Genomic DNA, 15,168 nt, shown 5'->3' with positions numbered 1-15,168 from the left:
TCGATGCTTTAAGCGTTGCGAAAGAAACCAATTAAAAATTGATTAAAACGAAATCCGCTATGGCAGGGCATCCCCGCGCGCCTGCCGGTATCCATCCTTACCGATGCGCAGCAAAGCCATCCGCACTTATTACATATAGCGTCATGCATTCGACACAAGCATAAAAATTCATTGCGAATGGGTAACGAAACACCCTGTTGCAATCTGATTCATTTATCCAATTCATTCCCGTTTTTTCACGATTTTATTTTCCCTAGAATCGATTGCACTTCCGTTGCGATGCGAAGCGAGCGCGCCTGCTCCACGAAACCCTCGCGCGATCCTTCGCCCGGCCCATCTGCTTCACACCATGGACGGTTCATGACTGCCAGCGCACTGCCCTTAGCGCCTTCCCACTCCCGCCGCATCGTGCAGCTCGACGGCTTGCGGGCCATCGCCGTGCTCGCGGTGTTCGCGCAGCACGCGTTGAAAGCGCCGCTGTGGATGGGTGTCGATCTGTTTTTTGTTTTGAGCGGTTTTCTGATTACCGGCATCCTGCTCGAACGCAAGGCGCGCCAGCAGTCGTATTTCGGCTATTTCTACGCACGCCGCGCGCGCCGCATCCTGCCGCCCTATGTGCTGCTGATGGTGGTGTCGTCGATTCTGTTCGGCCTCGGCTGGGCGGAACACTGGCAGTGGTACGCGTTCTTCGCGACCAATATCGGCGACGCGCTCAATCAGAGCGGTCACGACAGCCTGAACGTGCTGTGGTCGCTCGCCGTCGAAGAGCAGTTCTACATTGTCTGGCCATTCGTGATCCTGCTGGTGCCCGAGCGCGTGCTCGGCTGCGTCGCGGCCGCGTTAATCCTGCTGGTGCCCGTGCTGCGCGCGGTGGCCACGCCCTGGTTCGATTCGTTCTGGCCGATCTATTACTTGACGCCGTTCCGCATGGACCTGCTTGCAGCCGGTGCGCTGCTGGCTGTCGCCGTGCGGCGCGACCGCAATGCGCTCGAGCCTTACAAAGGCGTTGCCGTGCTGGGCTTGTTCGCGGCGCTGGCGACACTTGCGTGGCTGCATCTGCACTTTCCGCGCTTTCGCGCGGCCAATACACCGCTTTCGAACGCCGGGCTCTACAGCGTTTCGTTGGTGCTTTGCACTTCAGTCGTGGTCATCGCCCTGCAGAGCAAGGGCATCGTCAAACGGCTGTTGTGCAATCCCGTGCTGGTCTACATCGGCACCATCAGCTACACGATTTATCTGATTCACCTGAGCGTGTTGTATGCGCTGTGGCCGCTGCATCTGAACCGCTTCGTGACCGCCGCGCTCGCGCTCGCAATCACGCTCGTCTATGCCAGCGTCACGTGGTTCGCGTTCGAGAAGCGCCTGATTTTCGGCTCAGCGGGCAAGGCGGCAGCGCATGCGCCGACCCAAGGCGCCAACGGCGGTGGCGTCAGCACGGCGCCGCAAGCACCGCAAAGCCGCGCATGAAGCGCGTGAAGTGCGTCAAGCGCCGGGCATGGCTCGCTGCAAGCGTGTGCGCCGCTGCATCGCTCTTCGCCTGCGCCTCGTTCGGCGCGGCGCCGGGCCCACGATCGCAAGTGTTGATCGAGGCCTACGGCGATTCGACGACGCTCGGCATTACCTGCAGTGAAGGCCATTGCGGCCCGCAAGCGCAAAACGCGGTGGCGTATCTGCAGAACGAATTACAGGCGCGCCACGGCGAACGGGTGCGCGTGACGAACTACGGCGTGGGCAACACGATGGCGACGCAACTGCGCGACGGCACCGGCAATCGCCGCGCCGGACTGACGGCGGGTCTGCCGTGGCAGGAACGGCTCGCTGCTTCGTCCGCGCAGATCGTCCTGATCAACTACGGCATCAACGAAGTGATGCAGAACCAGACGCCCGAGCAGTTCTACACGGCCGAAACGACGCTCGTGAAAACCGCTCGCGCGCTTGGCAAGCAGCCGGTTCTGCAGACCGCCAACCCGATGCCCGACAACCGCCTCAACGCGCGGCTCGCGACGATGGTCGCGATGACGCGCCGCGTGGCCGCCGAACAGCAGGTGCCGCTCGTCGACCAGTTCGCGTACATCAGCAATCTGCCGGACTGGAAGGCGCTGATGTCCGACGGTGCGCATCCCAAGCCGGCTTTGTATCAGCTAAAGGCCGAACAGGATTTTCAGGTCGTCGAACCGTTGGTGCGGCGGCTGTTGGAAGGCACGCCCTGAAGCGCTTTTTCTTTTTCTTTTAACAATCACGAAGGCAAGCTATGAGCCAACCACGCAAAGCGATCATCACCGGCGTATCCGGACAGGACGGCGCCTATCTGACCAAACTGCTGCTCGACAAGGGCTATATTGTGACCGGCACTTACCGGCGCACGAGCTCCGTGAATTTCTGGCGCATGCGTGAGCTCGGCGTGCTCGATCATCCGAATCTGCGTCTGGTCGAACACGATCTGACCGACCTCGGTTCGACGCTGCGCCTGCTCGAAGGCGCACAGGCCGACGAGCTGTACAACCTCGCCGCGCAAAGCTTCGTGGGCGTTTCGTTCGACCAGCCGGTGACGACCGCCGAAGTGACCGGCATCGGCGCGCTAAATCTGCTCGAAGGCATCCGCATCCTGAATCCGAAGACCCGTTTCTACCAGGCGTCGACGTCGGAAATGTTCGGCCTCGTTCAAGCGGTTCCGCAACGCGAGGACACGCCCTTCTATCCGCGCAGTCCCTATGGCGTCGCCAAGCTGTTCGCGCATTGGTCGACCATCAACTATCGCGAGTCGTACGGCCTCTTTGCGAGCAGCGGGATTCTGTTCAATCACGAATCGCCGCTGCGTGGCCGCGAATTCGTCACCCGCAAGATCACCGACACCGTCGCCAAGATCAAGCTCGGCAAGCAGGATGTGCTCGAACTCGGCAACCTGAGCGCCAAGCGCGACTGGGGCTTCGCGCTCGAATACGTGGAAGGCATGTGGCGCATGCTGCAGGCCGATGAGCCGGACACCTTCGTGCTCGCCACCGGCCGCACTGAAACGGTCCGCGATTTCGTGCGCATGGCGTTTGCGGCAGCGGGTTATCAGCTCGAATGGTCGGGTAAGGAAGAGCGCGAGTCAGGTATCGATGTCGCCACCGGCAAGACCCTGGTGCGCGTGAATCCGAAGTTCTATCGCCCGGCCGAAGTGGACCTGCTGATCGGCTGTGCCGACAAGGCTCACGAAAAACTCGGCTGGAAGCCGGCAACCACGCTGGAGCAGTTGTGCCACATGATGGTTCATGCGGATCTGGGGCGCAACGAGCATCACGAGACGTTTTGAGTCGGGATGAGCGCGTGCGGCCACCGAAACGGCCGCGCGTTAAACCGCGCTCCTGACTCTCAGCGCAAAAAAACGCGGGGCCTGATCTTTACACCAGGCCCCGCGTTTTTCTTGTGCGTCCTACCTCGGCGTTAGTGCACCCCACCCGCCGCAATCGCCTCCCCATACACCGACGCCACCCGCTTCGCGATCACCGGGTTATCGAAGTTCTCACGCGCATAACGGCGGCATGCATCGGCATCCGGCAATTTCAGCGTGCCGTTGAGCGCACCGGCGAGTCCATCCGCGATGGCCTTCGCGCCCGTCTCCGGCAGCACCAGATTCGGCGACAAGCCGGCCACGGCTTCCGGCAAGCCGCCCACCGGCGTCACCAGAACCGGCGTACCCGAAGCCAGCGATTCGACCGTGATCAAACCGAAGCCTTCCAGCGCCACCGTCGGCACGATGCTGATATTCGCCGCGCGATACAACGCCGCCAGATGCTGATCGGGCACGAAACCCAGCAGCTTCACGTTGTCCTCCAGACCCGCCTCGGTGATGCGCGCCTGCAACTCGCCTTCGAGCCGCCCCTTGCCCGCGATCAGAAGCAACACATCAGGCGCCGTGCGCTTGAGCAGCTTCACCGCGTCGATCAGATCTTCGAGGCCCATGCGGCGCACCAGACGGCGGACAGCCAGCACGATCGGCCGGTCCTGCGGCAACTGCAGCTTCAGACGCGCCTCGGCGGGCGAGATCGGCAGATTGAACTGCTCGACATCGACGCAACCGGGCACCACGCGCACGCGGTCCGGCGAGATGCGATAGCGCGAAGTCAGAATCTTGCCGAACGCCTCGGACAACACGATCAGCCGCGACGAGCGCGCATAGACCGATTGCTCCAGATAGCGCTTGGCGCGCTGGCCGAGCGAATCGGCGCCTTCCACGTGACTTTCGTCGGCCCACGGCCCCTGAAAATGCGAAACCTGCGGAATGCCGCGCGTCACGTCGAGACCCGGAAAGGTGTAGAGCGCGAAGTGCGACGAAATCACATCGGGACGCGACGTGCTGATTTCGTGGCGCAGCGCGCGGCGTGCCGCCATCAGCCGCAATGGCAGCGATTGCGCGGCTGAGCCGAAGCCGTTGATCGCGCCGCCGGTGTCGGCGGCTACTTTCGGCGAGCCGGCCACCACGCCGCGCACCGCCACGCCCGCGCCCGGCAGCGCACCGATTAGCGAGTAGTACATGCGGTCGAGGCCGCCCGCGCGCTCGGGGAACCAGTGCATCCCGATCTGCAGCGATTTGATAGAGCTCGTCGTCATGGTTGTGACCCCTGTGCGTTTTGAGAGTTGTGATGGTGAAGCGTTGAAGACATCGAGCGGTTCTGAAGCACCGCGCTATGTCAATCCGCGCTCTTGCGGCCGGCCAGCGTGTTCAGCGTCAGCGCGTCGCTGCTGGCGACCGCGGCCGCTTCCGCCTCGCTTTGCCGGCGATTTTTCTGCTGCCCCGCCAACTGGCGATACAGCGCGATGTATTGCGCGGCCATGCGCGCCCAGCCGAAACCGGTCGCGAGTTCGTTAGCGGCGACGCCCATGGCGCGGCGTTCAACGTGGTTATCGGCGAGGCGTGCGACCGCGCGGGCCAGCGCCTTGGGATCGTCCGGATCGTCGAGCACGATGCCGCATTCCGGCGTGATGATCTCAGCGCCGCCCGCGGTGCGCGCCGTGACCACCGGCAAACCCGCCGCCATCGCTTCGAGCAGCGACAGGCTCATCGCTTCATAGCGCGACGGGAACACGAAGGCGTCGACCGAATGCATCAGCACCGGCATCTCTTTCACGAGACCGAGAAAATGCACACGATGCGCGATGCCGAGCGCCTTCGCCTCGTCCGGATACGGGCTGCCGGGCAGAAAGCCGGCCACCGCGATCTGCACATGCTCGGGCAGATGCTTGAGCGCGGCGAGCACGGTGCCGAGGTTCTTGCGCGGCGTGCGCAGGTCGCCGACGAACAGCAGCAGGAACGCGTCCTTCGGTAAACCGAATTTCTCGCGATCACCCGTGGCCGCGGCGAAGCCTTGCGTATCCACGCCGTTGTAGATCACATCGACGCGGTTATCCGGCGTGAGGCCGATCGCGCGGATTTCGTCGGCGACCTTTTGCGACACCGCCGTGATCACCTTCGAGCGGCGGTAGGCCCAGCGTTCGAGCAGCGCATTACACCGCGTATAGACGGACTGATAGGCGGACCACACGCCCTTGGTGAGTCCGAACGGATAGTACTTGCTGCCGAACCAGCCGCTATGCACAAAGTGCGAGGTGTTGACATCGGCGGGCATCCACGTGATGAAGCCGTTCACGTGCAGCACGTCGTATTCGCGGCGATGCGCGCGCAGCCACATTGCGCTCTTGAATGCGAACACCTGCTGGCGCAGCAGATTGGTCGGCCACCAGCGGCCGATCTTGATCGGCGCCCAGCGGACGTTCGGATGCGCGAGCAGATCCGGCGCGACGTGCGAGGCGACCAGCGTGACGCCGATGTTCTCGTCGAGCGCCGCGCGCGCGATCTCGTGGTTGACGCGCCCCTGGCCGTCGTTATGGCGCACGACGTGCGTGACAATGGCGACTCTCAATCCGTGCCTCCGTGGAAAAATAGCGTGTGGTTTGACATACGTGCGCGGTTGATCTTTTCGTAATGCACCGCGGAGAGAATCGAAAAAACACTCATGAAAAGCAGCAAGCCGCCCGTGCCGACCAGCGAATTGGTGAACACCAGCATCGCGAAGGTCGCGAGACTCAGGCTCATGCAGGCGGACACGAACTTGTCGTTGCGCATCCTGAACGACGCAAGCACCGCGCGCGTCACCAGCCAGATGATTCCGGACATGTAAAGCAGCGTGCCGGGCCAGCCGAGCACGAACGGAATGTTCATCACGCCGCTGTCGAAGTTGCCGTACTGGCCGAGCTGGCCGCCATCGTTCGAGAGCTTGGTGGAGGTGCCGGTGGCGCCCATGCCTTCGCCCGATACATCGGTGAAGGCTGTTTTGGCAAAGGTCGCATAGAACTCGTTACGCGCGGCGTAGCTCTGGTCGTCGTTCAGGTTGACGATGGTCGTGAGGCGCGCCTGCATCCGCTCGGCCACCGGACCGACCGCCAGCAGCGGCACGCACAGCCCGGCCAGCAGCACCGCGCTGGCGACAATGCGCACGCGCACCTTGTTGTTCGATTTGACGAGCTGGATCAGGAGCGCGATGACCCAGCCGCCCCACGTCGAGCGCACGAGGCTCAGCGCGAACGCGAAGAAGCCGAGCGCCGCGGCGATCCAGCGCACCCGGTGCGTGGCCGCCATGACGAATACCATCGCGCCCATCATCGCGAACGCGAACGGTCCCGACGAGTTCATCGTACTGAACACGCGCACGCCCATCGGCACGGGGTCGCCTTGCGAGTTCATCTGCGAACCGAGCATCCACAGCGCGTCCCACTGCGGCATGATGAAGAACTGCACGAGGCCGTAGCCGCCCATCACCAGCATGCCCCAGATGAACGTATTGACGATGGTGTCGCGGTACTTCGGATACTGGCGCGTGTGCGCCATGATGTGAAAGCCGATCAGAATCGGATACAGCCAGTTCGCGAGGTCGTAGGTGGCCGCGAGCGGCCCGCTCGACATCACGCCGACCAGGAACGCGTAGATGAGGCCGAGCAGGACCAGCAGCACCGGCAGACCGCGCCGCTGCCCCAGCAGCTTGTAGTAGCGCAGCAGCGACAGGCCGCTGATCATCGTCACCGCAAGCGGCGCGACCTGAATCAGGCTGGTCGGTGTAAACGACCCCTTGGACCAGTCGGCCAGACGCCGCACTTCCGGGCTCAGGAACCACAGCCACCACATGAAGCCGATATAGCGCGCCGGACTCTTGAAGTAGAGCCACAGGCCCGTCAGGATCGCGAGCACCGGAAACGCGAGCGTGAGCACCGTGCCCTGATGCGCGCCGATCAGCAGCGTCGTGACGAACCACAGCAAAGCCTCCGGCAGCCATTCCTTGCGGCCGCTAGACGATGCCCGTCCATTGCCGTTCGCGCTAGCGGCGCTTCGCGTCAGCGTCGACATCGTTCAGAGACCTCCGCGCGACTGGCGCGCCGGCCGCCGCTCGGACTCGGACACGCCCGCCGCCGTCGCCATGCCGGCCGCCGTGCGCGTGCGCGCCGCAGCCCGCGCGCGCAGCATCTCCTGCGTGATCCGCACGTGCTGCATGGCGTAGTGCTGCGTGGTCAGATCGCGCGACAGCAGGCCGGCCGCGGCCGCTTGTGCCTGACGCAAAGCGTCCAGCGGCGCGGCGGCGAGCTGATCGACCGCTTCGCGCAACGCCTGCGGGTTGAACGGCGGGATATAGAACGCCTCGCCGGCCGGAAAATAATCCTGCAAGGCGCCGACATTCGTGACCACCATCGGCTTGCCGACCGCCGCCGCTTCCAGCATTACGGTGATGCCCGAGGCGTGCGAATTCGGCCGCAAGGGCACCACGATCACATCGGCCCAGTCGTACAGTTCATGTTGCTTCCTGATCCCCGAGAACAGCGCGATCTCGACATTCGGCGCGCGCAGCGATGCGGGAATCCGCCGACGTGTCGCGAGCTTCACCGTGTAGCGCGCGTCGTTGCCGAACGCCTTGATGAGCGTCTCCCAATCACGGTCGCGATCGTTGCCGATCGCGGCGATGCGGATCGGCGTGTGCGGCATCCATTCCGCCGGCGTCCTGACCGGGAAGTCCTGCGTGTTCAGGCCATAAAGGAGCGGCTTGGCGTCGCGAGCGAAATAACGCTGGCACAGCTCGGCGTTTTCGCTGGCGAGCGTGGTGAGCTGATCGGCGCGCGCCATCAGCTTGCGATACAGCCATCTGCGCAGAATGCCGTAGGAAGGCCATTTATCGAGCAGCCACACGCTTTGTGCGAGCAGCAAGGGCGAGGCATCGGCGCCGGCCTTGCGGCCGCTCAGAAGCAGCATGAGGGCCGCGGATAGCCATTCCTGTTCCGTATGCGTCCAGATCACGTCCGAGCGCAGCATCTCAGCGCGGTTGCGCCACGTATGGATGAAGTCGAACCCGAGCGCCGCCTTCAGCGCGCGGCGCAGCAGACGCACCGGCTTGCCTTCGCGGGCATCCTGCGAATAGGTAAGCTTGAACGCGTCGGATTCCGCGTGGTGATAGCCGTACAGACAACCGATGTTGTCACCCGGTCGATAAAAGCGCGGGTCGGCGCCGTAAAACAGATGAACGTGAACTTTCGTACTCATGCAGGCACTCCGCTCTGCCGGTGGAAAGGGGCATCGGCGGCCCTCATGCGGGCCGTGCGCCGATGCGCGAACGTGCGCGACGCGGTGCGAGCCAGGGCGCTCACGCGGCGCGTGAGAGCGCGCGACGCGCCTCGTGCGCGCCGCTGCGCACGGCGCGCCAGCGCGTCAGCTTCAGACCCGCCTGCTTCGAGAGCAGCGCGAGCGCCGCGTGCGTGAGGCCCGGATAGACCCGCGTGCCGACCAGCGTCCACCACCACCACGCGGTCTCGCGGCGCAGCGGCGGCAACTGGTCGCGCAGGATCAGATGGAAATTGAACGCGGCATTGCGCAAGGCGGCCATGGTTTGCGCGTCGCGCCGGTCGTCGTCGAAACGCTCGGCGGGGAAATGATCGACCGCCACGCGCGGGTCGTACATCAGCTTCCAGCCGGCGTTCTTCACGGCGAGGCTGAAGGCCATGTCGTTGTGGACCTGCGCGCCCGCGCCGCGCAGGCGCGCGTCGAAGCGAATGGTGCGCACCGCGTCGCGGCGGTAGCTCATGTTGGCGCCCTTCAGAATATCGACTTCGCGCGCGCCGCCCACACCCAGATGATGATTGCCGATGATCTTGCCGTGCGCCGTGACCTTGCCGACCAGTGGCCGCTCGCCGTCCAGCACGCGGCCTTTTTCATGCACCCAGTCGCGTCCGCCGAGCGCGCCGAGACGCGCGTCGCCCTCGAACGCGGCGGCGATGCGCTCGACCCAGTCGGCGTGCGGCGCGGCGTCGTCGTCGGTGATCGCGATCACGTCGCCGCGGGCCGCGTCGAGGCCGCGATTCAGGGCCGCCACCTGGCCGGGCACTTCGACAATCGCCAGCGCGAGCGGCAACGCGCCCGCTACAGACGGATCGCGCAGGCACGCGTGGGTCGGCTCGTCGTCGGCGCGCGCCACCACCACCACTTCGTCGGGCCGCCGCGACTGCCGTTGCAGCGCAGCGAGGCAGCGCGCCAGATCGGCCGGGCGGCGGTAAGTCGGAACCAGTACCGTCACTTTCATCGTGATGTCCTTTGTTGTCGTCGTTGCGCGAGGTTCGCCATGCATCCGCGAACCCGCCGCCTCAGGTGCTCAGGTATTCCTGCACCGCCGCGTAGCCACGGTCGTAGCCGCCGCGCGAGCGCGCCGGCATGCCGTTGAAAATGCCGCCCTGCACGTGCACGCCGGCCGCGCGCAGACGCTTCAGCGCATCGCTGATCTCGCCTTCGCTGTGCACGCCCGAGCGCATCACGAAGAAGGTCGAGCCGGCATATGCGCCGATGATCGACGCATCGGTCACGGCCAGCACCGGCGGCGTGTCGATCATGATCACGTCGTAGCGCTTGGCGAGACCTTCGAGGTACTGCGGCAGACGCGGCGACATCAACAGTTCCGACGGGTTCGGCGGACGGCGGCCGCACGAGATGAAGCTCAGGCCGTCGACCTGCGAGCTGCGGATCGCTTCTTCCAGCGAGATCTGGCCGCTCAGCAATTCGGACAGGCCGTTATCCGGCACACCGCCCAGATAGCGTTCGAGCACGCCGCGGCGCATGTCGCCGTCGATCATCAGCACGCGCTTGCCCGAGTTTGCGAGCAGCACCGCCAGGTTGACCGTCAGGAAGCTCTTGCCGACACCGGCCATCGGACCCGTCAGCATGACGATGCGGTTCTTCGCGTCCATCATCGTGAACTGCATGGAGGTGCGCAGACTGCGCAGGCTTTCGACCGTGACGTCCTTCGGCCGCGCATTGGCCAGCACCGAACGCAGACGTTCGCCGCCGCGCTGGAAGCTGGCTTCGAGCACGCCCTGTTCGGCGGAGAGCGGCACGAGGCCGAACACCGGCAGATGAAACGCGCGTTCGATGTGATCGGGGTCGTCGATGCCCTTGAACATGTTGCGGCGCAGGAACACGAAGCCGGTGCCCGCGATCAGCCCGAGAATCACCGCCGCCGACAGGATCAGCGCCTTCTTCGGCTTGACCGGCACGCCCGGGCGCAGCGCGGCGTCGACGATATGCACGTTGCCGCCGGTGCCGGCCTTCTGCACGGACAGTTCCTGCACACGGTTGAGCAGCAACACGTAGATGTCTTCCGCCACTTTCGCGTCGCGCTGCAACTGCACGGCCTTCACTTCAGTGGCCGGCAGATCGCGGAAGCGGTCGGCGTATTTGGTGCGCTGCGCCTGCAATTCGGCCATCTGCGCACGCGCGGCCACCAGCATCGGATGGTCGTCGCCGTAACGCTCGGTGAGCTGCGCCATCTGCAAACGCAAACCGGCGATCTGCTGCTCGTACTGCACGCTGCCTTCGAGGTACACCTTGGCTTCGTCGCTCGCGTTGATCGAGCCGGACTGGCGCTGATACGCCGTCAGGGCGGCCTCGGCGCGCTCCAGATCGGCCTTCAGGCGCGGCTCTTCGCTCTTCAGGAAGTCGAGCATCTTGCTGGCGTCGGCCTGCTTGTTCAGCACGTGCTGGCGCACATACGACTCCGCCAGCGCGTTGGCAACGAGTGCCGCGTGTTCGGGGTTCTTGTCTTCCAGCGAGATCTGGATCACGCCGGTCTGCTTGCCCTGCTCCTGAACCGTGATGGCCGACTGGAACGCGGAGATCGCGTCGAGGTCGTTGGCGCGCATCACCGTGAACTCCTCGCCCGGCCGCGCCACCAGTTTGTTGACCATGATGGACACGCCGCCACCCTGCGCCTGCTGGCCGACCTGGCCGCGCAGCAGCAGCGAGCCGTTGGCCGCATACAGTTCGTAGTGCTGGTCGTCAACCGCCTTCATGGTCAGCTTCTGACCTTCCAGCGCGGGGATCACGTCGATCGAATCGACGTCGGCTTCTTCACCGCCCCATGCGTACGACGACAGCCCCAACCACGGACGCGCCGGCTGACCCGGCGTCGCCATGCGCGCGGCGATGCTGCCGAGCAGTGGGAACGTCTTCGGCGTGACGCTGAAGTTCAGCTTCAGTTGTTGCACGACGGGACCGACCACGCCGCGGCTCTTGATGATTTCGATCTCGGCGTCGGTCGGCAGCGAGGTCGAACCCGTGGTGATCGCCGCGCCGGTCTGCGTTTGCGTGAGCGCCTGCGACGTGTTGTCGGATTGCTCGACCCGCACGTGTGCGTCGGCGGAATAGATCGGCTTGGCGAGGAAGCAGTAAGCGCCGGCAATCCCGACGATCACGGCCGCAATGGCGATGAGCCACCAGATGTCGTCGAGGATCACCTGCACCAGTTGTCCGAGGACGACGTCCTCTTCTTCGGTCTTGATCGGACCGGCCATGTGTGGAGAGATTTGGTTGCTCACAATTCGCTTCCCGTATCGGTTGCAGCTACGTTTGCTTCGGTCCCGCGCCGCGTCCTTCACGGACGGCGCGGCGCGGGCCTGAGACGACGGCTTGAACTTTTTTATCGCGTCAGCTGTTTCAGGTAGAACAACGTCTGCACGCTCGGCAACACCTGCTGCAACACGCGGTTGAAGGTGGTCGATGCCGCGGTGCCCACGTACACGACATCCAGCGGCTGCAACTGGAATTGCGAGGACAGCATGATGGCGTCCGGCTGCGTCATGTCGAGGCGGTACACGTCCGGCGTGGTCGGGTGATCCTTCATGCCGCGCATCACGAAGATCTGGCGCGGATTGGCGTCGGTATCGAGAATGCCGCCGCCTTGCGTGAGCGCGTCGGCGATCGTCATGCGGCCTTTGACGATCGGCAGCTGGATCGGCGTCTTCACTTCACCCATCACGAACACGCGGCTGTCGGTGCGGTCCGGTATGTTGATCACGTCGCCGTTCTGCAGCATCACGTTCTGCGTGGTGTCGCCGCGATCGAGCATGCGGTCGGCGTCGAGTACGTAGAGCTTGTTGTTGCGCGTGAGGCGCACGCGCTGAATGTCGGCGTCCGCGTTCGTGCCGCCCGAGCGCGTGATCGCGTCGACCAGCGTGAGCGGCACGTCGCTCATTGCGAGCGGGCCTGGCGTCTTCACTTCGCCGGTCACCTGCACTTTCTGGCCGCGATACGACAGCACGCGCACGTCAACCTGCGGATTGCGGATATAGCGCACGAGGCCGGTGCTCAACTGGTCGCGCACCTCGCCGACGGTTTTGCCGGCGGCCCGGATACGGCCGACAAACGGGAAAAAGATCGTGCCGTCGGCCGCGATGGTCTGGCCGTATGGATCGGCCTGGCCCGGCAGCGCGGCCGTGTACGGCTGCTGCAAGGCGCCGCCGATCGACTGCGTGGTGTTGCCGCCGGCGGACAAGGTACTGCCCTGCGGCGTGGTCAATTCAGGGTGGTCCCACACGGTGATGCCGAGAATGTCCTGCGGCGCGAGACGGTACACGTACTGCGACGGGTCGCTCAGGTTCGAAGGCGGCAGCACTTGCGTCTTTGCAGCGGCGGCTTGCGCCTGGGCGGTCACGACGGCGGCATCGATCACATGAACCGGATAGGTCTCGGCGGCCTGGCTGTCGTGCTGGCCGTCGTCTTTCAGACGGGACGTATCGAGGTAATTGCCAGGTGCGGTGGCGCAGGCTGACAGAAAGGACGTCAGCAAAAGCGTGGCGGCAAGATTCGACTTGAACTTCGTGGACTTGCCGTTCGCGAACGAGGGTGCAGCGGGTTTTTTCATCAGCATATTTTCTTCAGCCATCCCATGACCAGATGTTCGATGAGCACGAGACTCTCCCTATAAGCGGTTTCCGCACCGCCGTGCGGATCGGCGACGTCGGAATCCGCTTCCCACTTGCCGAGCGGATAGACCTTGCCGCGCGAAGCCGGATCGAGCGCTTCGACGTCGCTCACCTGCGCGCGCTCGGTGACGAGCACCAGATCGGCGTTGCGCACAAGTTGCCGGTCCAGACGCCGCGAGTAGTGGATGCCGGAGGCCACGCCCTGCTCGGCGAGCAGGCGTTGCATGACCGGGTCCATGGCGTGGCCGTTCATCGCCCGCAAGCCCGCCGAATGAAACGCGATCGGCGCCGCCTGCGAACGCGGCGCCGCGCGTTGCCGGGCCTTGAACAGCATTTCGGCGGCGGGCGAACGGCACACGTTTGCATGGCAGACGATCAGTACGTTGGCGAACATGGCGGGCTCCGTGATGAACGCTTGTCGGTGCGTGGGCGACGGATCAGCGGCCGGCTTCGGCCGTGTCCGCCGTTTGCGCTTGCGGCAAGCCGCTCGCGCCGACCTTCGCCGGCGCGATGCGCAGCGCGTGCTGCCGGCCGATCGCGTGATACTCGATACCGAGTTCGAGCAGCGCCTCCGGCTCATACAGGTTGCGGCCGTCGAAAATCAGCGGCGTCTTGAGGATGCGCTTGAGCGAATCGAAGTCCGGGCTCTTGAACACCTTCCACTCGGTGAGGATCACCAGCGCGTCAGCGCCGGCGGCCGCGTCCATTTCTTCCTTCACGAATTCGAGGCGCGCGTGCTGTTGCGGCACGTCCTTCAGATCCAGCGCGAACACGCGCTTCGATTCGTCGACCGCGACCGGGTCGTACGCTTTGACGCGTGCCCCGCGGCGCAGCAGTTCGGCGATCAGCGGACGGCTCGGCGCTTCACGCATGTCGTCGGTGTTCGGCTTGAATGCGAGCCCCCACACGCCGAACGTGCGATCCGACAGGTCTTCGCCCAGACGCGAGACGATCTTGTGCGCGAGCACTTTCTTCTGCGTGTCGTTGACGGCTTCGACCGCTTCGAGAATGCGCAGATTCGCCTTGAAATCCGCGGCCGTGCGGATCAACGCCTGCACGTCCTTCGGGAAGCACGAACCGCCATAGCCACACCCGGCATACAGGAAGTCGTAACCGATGCGCGGATCGGAGCCGATGCCGCGGCGCACGGCCTCGATATCCGCACCGACGCGGTCGGCCAGATTCGCGAGTTCGTTCATGTACGAGATACGCGTGGCGAGCATGGCATTGGCCGCGTATTTGGTGAATTCGGCCGAGCGCACGTCCATGTACAGCGTGCGTTCGCGATTGCGGTTGAACGGCGCGTAGAGGCGTTTCATCAGGTCGCGCGCTTTTTCGCCGGGCACGTCTTCGTCGCAACCGAGCACGATGCGATCGGGCCGCGTGAAGTCTTCCACCGCCGCGCCTTCTTTCAGGAACTCGGGATTCGACACCACGGAGAACATGTGCGCCGCGTTGCGTTCCGCCAGTTCGGCGGCGATCACTTCGCGCACGCGCGAGGCGGTGCCGACCGGCACCGTCGATTTGTCGACGATCACCTTGAAGCCCGTCATATGGCGGCCGATGTTGCGCGCGGCGGCGAGCACGTATTGCAGGTCGGCGGAGCCGTCTTCGTCGGACGGCGTGCCGACCGCGATGAACTGGATATCGCCGTGCGCGACGGCGGCTTCGACGTCGGTCGAGAACTTCAGGCGGCCGGCCTTGCGATTGCGCGCGATGATTTCCTGCAGACCCGGTTCATGGATCGGCACGCCGCCGTTGTTGAGCACGTCGATCTTGCGCTGATCGACGTCGAGACAGAACACATCGTGGCCAATGTCGGCCAGACAAGCGCCCGTCACGAGGCCTACGTAGCCACTACCGATGATCGTCAGGTTCATGTGTTACACCTCGCAAAATGGA

Annotated in this window: 12 protein-coding genes; 3 read left to right on the top strand and 9 right to left on the bottom strand. The window is 64.4% G+C overall.

The genetic code is table 11. The features are described from left to right. Positions 1–360 precede the first annotated feature (360 nt). Genes B0G73_RS12720 through gmd form a run of 3 tightly spaced genes read left to right on the top strand, consistent with a single transcriptional unit; the run spans position 361 to position 3,295 of the window. On the top strand, positions 361–1,467 hold the full coding sequence (locus B0G73_RS12720; protein WP_106281169.1) for an acyltransferase: 1,107 nt from the start codon (positions 361–363) through the stop codon (positions 1,465–1,467). Beyond that, positions 1,464–2,210, top strand: coding sequence for an SGNH/GDSL hydrolase family protein (locus B0G73_RS12715; protein WP_106281167.1), 747 nt, complete (start codon positions 1,464–1,466; stop codon positions 2,208–2,210). Before B0G73_RS12720 ends, B0G73_RS12715 begins: the two co-directional genes overlap by 4 nt. Before the next feature lie 41 nt (positions 2,211–2,251). Next, positions 2,252–3,295, top strand: coding sequence for a GDP-mannose 4,6-dehydratase (gmd, locus tag B0G73_RS12710; RefSeq protein ID WP_106281165.1), 1,044 nt, complete (start codon positions 2,252–2,254; stop codon positions 3,293–3,295). Between the two features lie 131 nt (positions 3,296–3,426). Here the strand turns inward: gmd and B0G73_RS12705 are convergent, their stop codons facing one another. From B0G73_RS12705 to B0G73_RS12665, 9 genes are all read right to left on the bottom strand, one after another. Then, positions 3,427–4,593 carry a glycosyltransferase family 4 protein gene (locus B0G73_RS12705; RefSeq protein WP_106281163.1) on the bottom strand — a complete coding sequence of 389 codons (1,167 nt, stop codon included), beginning with the start codon at positions 4,591–4,593 and terminating at the stop codon, positions 3,427–3,429. 80 nt (positions 4,594–4,673) lie between these two features. Further along, complete coding sequence (locus tag B0G73_RS12700; RefSeq protein WP_106281161.1) at positions 4,674–5,903, bottom strand: glycosyltransferase family 4 protein; 1,230 nt, start codon at positions 5,901–5,903, stop codon at positions 4,674–4,676. Beyond that, the gene (locus B0G73_RS12695; protein ID WP_106281159.1) at positions 5,900–7,381 is read right to left on the bottom strand and encodes a glucose-6-phosphate isomerase; all 1,482 of its coding nucleotides are present in this window, start codon (positions 7,379–7,381) and stop codon (positions 5,900–5,902) included. The genes B0G73_RS12700 and B0G73_RS12695 overlap by 4 nt, the downstream gene beginning before the upstream one ends. Before the next feature lie 3 nt (positions 7,382–7,384). After that, positions 7,385–8,563 carry a glycosyltransferase gene (locus tag B0G73_RS12690; RefSeq protein WP_106281157.1) on the bottom strand — a complete coding sequence of 393 codons (1,179 nt, stop codon included), beginning with the start codon at positions 8,561–8,563 and terminating at the stop codon, positions 7,385–7,387. A 100-nt stretch (positions 8,564–8,663) separates the two neighbouring features. Then, the gene (locus tag B0G73_RS12685) at positions 8,664–9,596 is read right to left on the bottom strand and encodes a glycosyltransferase family 2 protein (protein WP_106281425.1); all 933 of its coding nucleotides are present in this window, start codon (positions 9,594–9,596) and stop codon (positions 8,664–8,666) included. Positions 9,597–9,657: 61 nt separating this feature from the next. Next, the gene (locus B0G73_RS12680; RefSeq protein WP_106281155.1) at positions 9,658–11,856 is read right to left on the bottom strand and encodes a polysaccharide biosynthesis tyrosine autokinase; all 2,199 of its coding nucleotides are present in this window, start codon (positions 11,854–11,856) and stop codon (positions 9,658–9,660) included. Between the two features lie 125 nt (positions 11,857–11,981). Beyond that, on the bottom strand, positions 11,982–13,211 hold the full coding sequence (locus B0G73_RS12675) for a polysaccharide biosynthesis/export family protein (protein ID WP_374957007.1): 1,230 nt from the start codon (positions 13,209–13,211) through the stop codon (positions 11,982–11,984). Next, positions 13,205–13,660: an exopolysaccharide biosynthesis protein gene (locus B0G73_RS12670; protein WP_106281153.1), complete on the bottom strand. Its 456-nt coding sequence runs from the start codon at positions 13,658–13,660 to the stop codon at positions 13,205–13,207. Before B0G73_RS12670 ends, B0G73_RS12675 begins: the two co-directional genes overlap by 7 nt. A 43-nt stretch (positions 13,661–13,703) precedes the next feature. After that, positions 13,704–15,146, bottom strand: a complete 1,443-nt coding sequence (locus B0G73_RS12665; RefSeq protein ID WP_106281151.1) for a UDP-glucose/GDP-mannose dehydrogenase family protein — start codon at positions 15,144–15,146, stop codon at positions 13,704–13,706. Positions 15,147–15,168 lie beyond the last annotated feature (22 nt).

This window comes from Paraburkholderia sp. BL25I1N1 (genome assembly GCF_003002025.1).
Lineage (GTDB): Bacteria > Pseudomonadota > Gammaproteobacteria > Burkholderiales > Burkholderiaceae > Paraburkholderia.
The sequence above is the reverse complement of the archived record's forward strand: the minus strand, read 5'-3'. Positions and strand labels throughout refer to the sequence as shown.

Coding starts and splice junctions, on each gene's coding strand:
- B0G73_RS12720 (WP_106281169.1), top strand. CDS start 361: ATGACTGCCAGCGCACTGCCCTTAGCGCCTTCCCACTCCCGCCGCATC.
- B0G73_RS12715 (WP_106281167.1), top strand. CDS start 1,464: ATGAAGCGCGTGAAGTGCGTCAAGCGCCGGGCATGGCTCGCTGCAAGC.
- gmd (WP_106281165.1), top strand. CDS start 2,252: ATGAGCCAACCACGCAAAGCGATCATCACCGGCGTATCCGGACAGGAC.
- B0G73_RS12705 (WP_106281163.1), bottom strand. CDS start 4,593: ATGACGACGAGCTCTATCAAATCGCTGCAGATCGGGATGCACTGGTTC.
- B0G73_RS12695 (WP_106281159.1), bottom strand. CDS start 7,381: ATGTCGACGCTGACGCGAAGCGCCGCTAGCGCGAACGGCAATGGACGG.
- B0G73_RS12690 (WP_106281157.1), bottom strand. CDS start 8,563: ATGAGTACGAAAGTTCACGTTCATCTGTTTTACGGCGCCGACCCGCGC.
- B0G73_RS12685 (WP_106281425.1), bottom strand. CDS start 9,596: ATGAAAGTGACGGTACTGGTTCCGACTTACCGCCGCCCGGCCGATCTG.
- B0G73_RS12680 (WP_106281155.1), bottom strand. CDS start 11,856: ATGGCCGGTCCGATCAAGACCGAAGAAGAGGACGTCGTCCTCGGACAA.
- B0G73_RS12675 (WP_374957007.1), bottom strand. CDS start 13,211: ATGCTGATGAAAAAACCCGCTGCACCCTCGTTCGCGAACGGCAAGTCC.
- B0G73_RS12670 (WP_106281153.1), bottom strand. CDS start 13,660: ATGTTCGCCAACGTACTGATCGTCTGCCATGCAAACGTGTGCCGTTCG.
- B0G73_RS12665 (WP_106281151.1), bottom strand. CDS start 15,146: ATGAACCTGACGATCATCGGTAGTGGCTACGTAGGCCTCGTGACGGGC.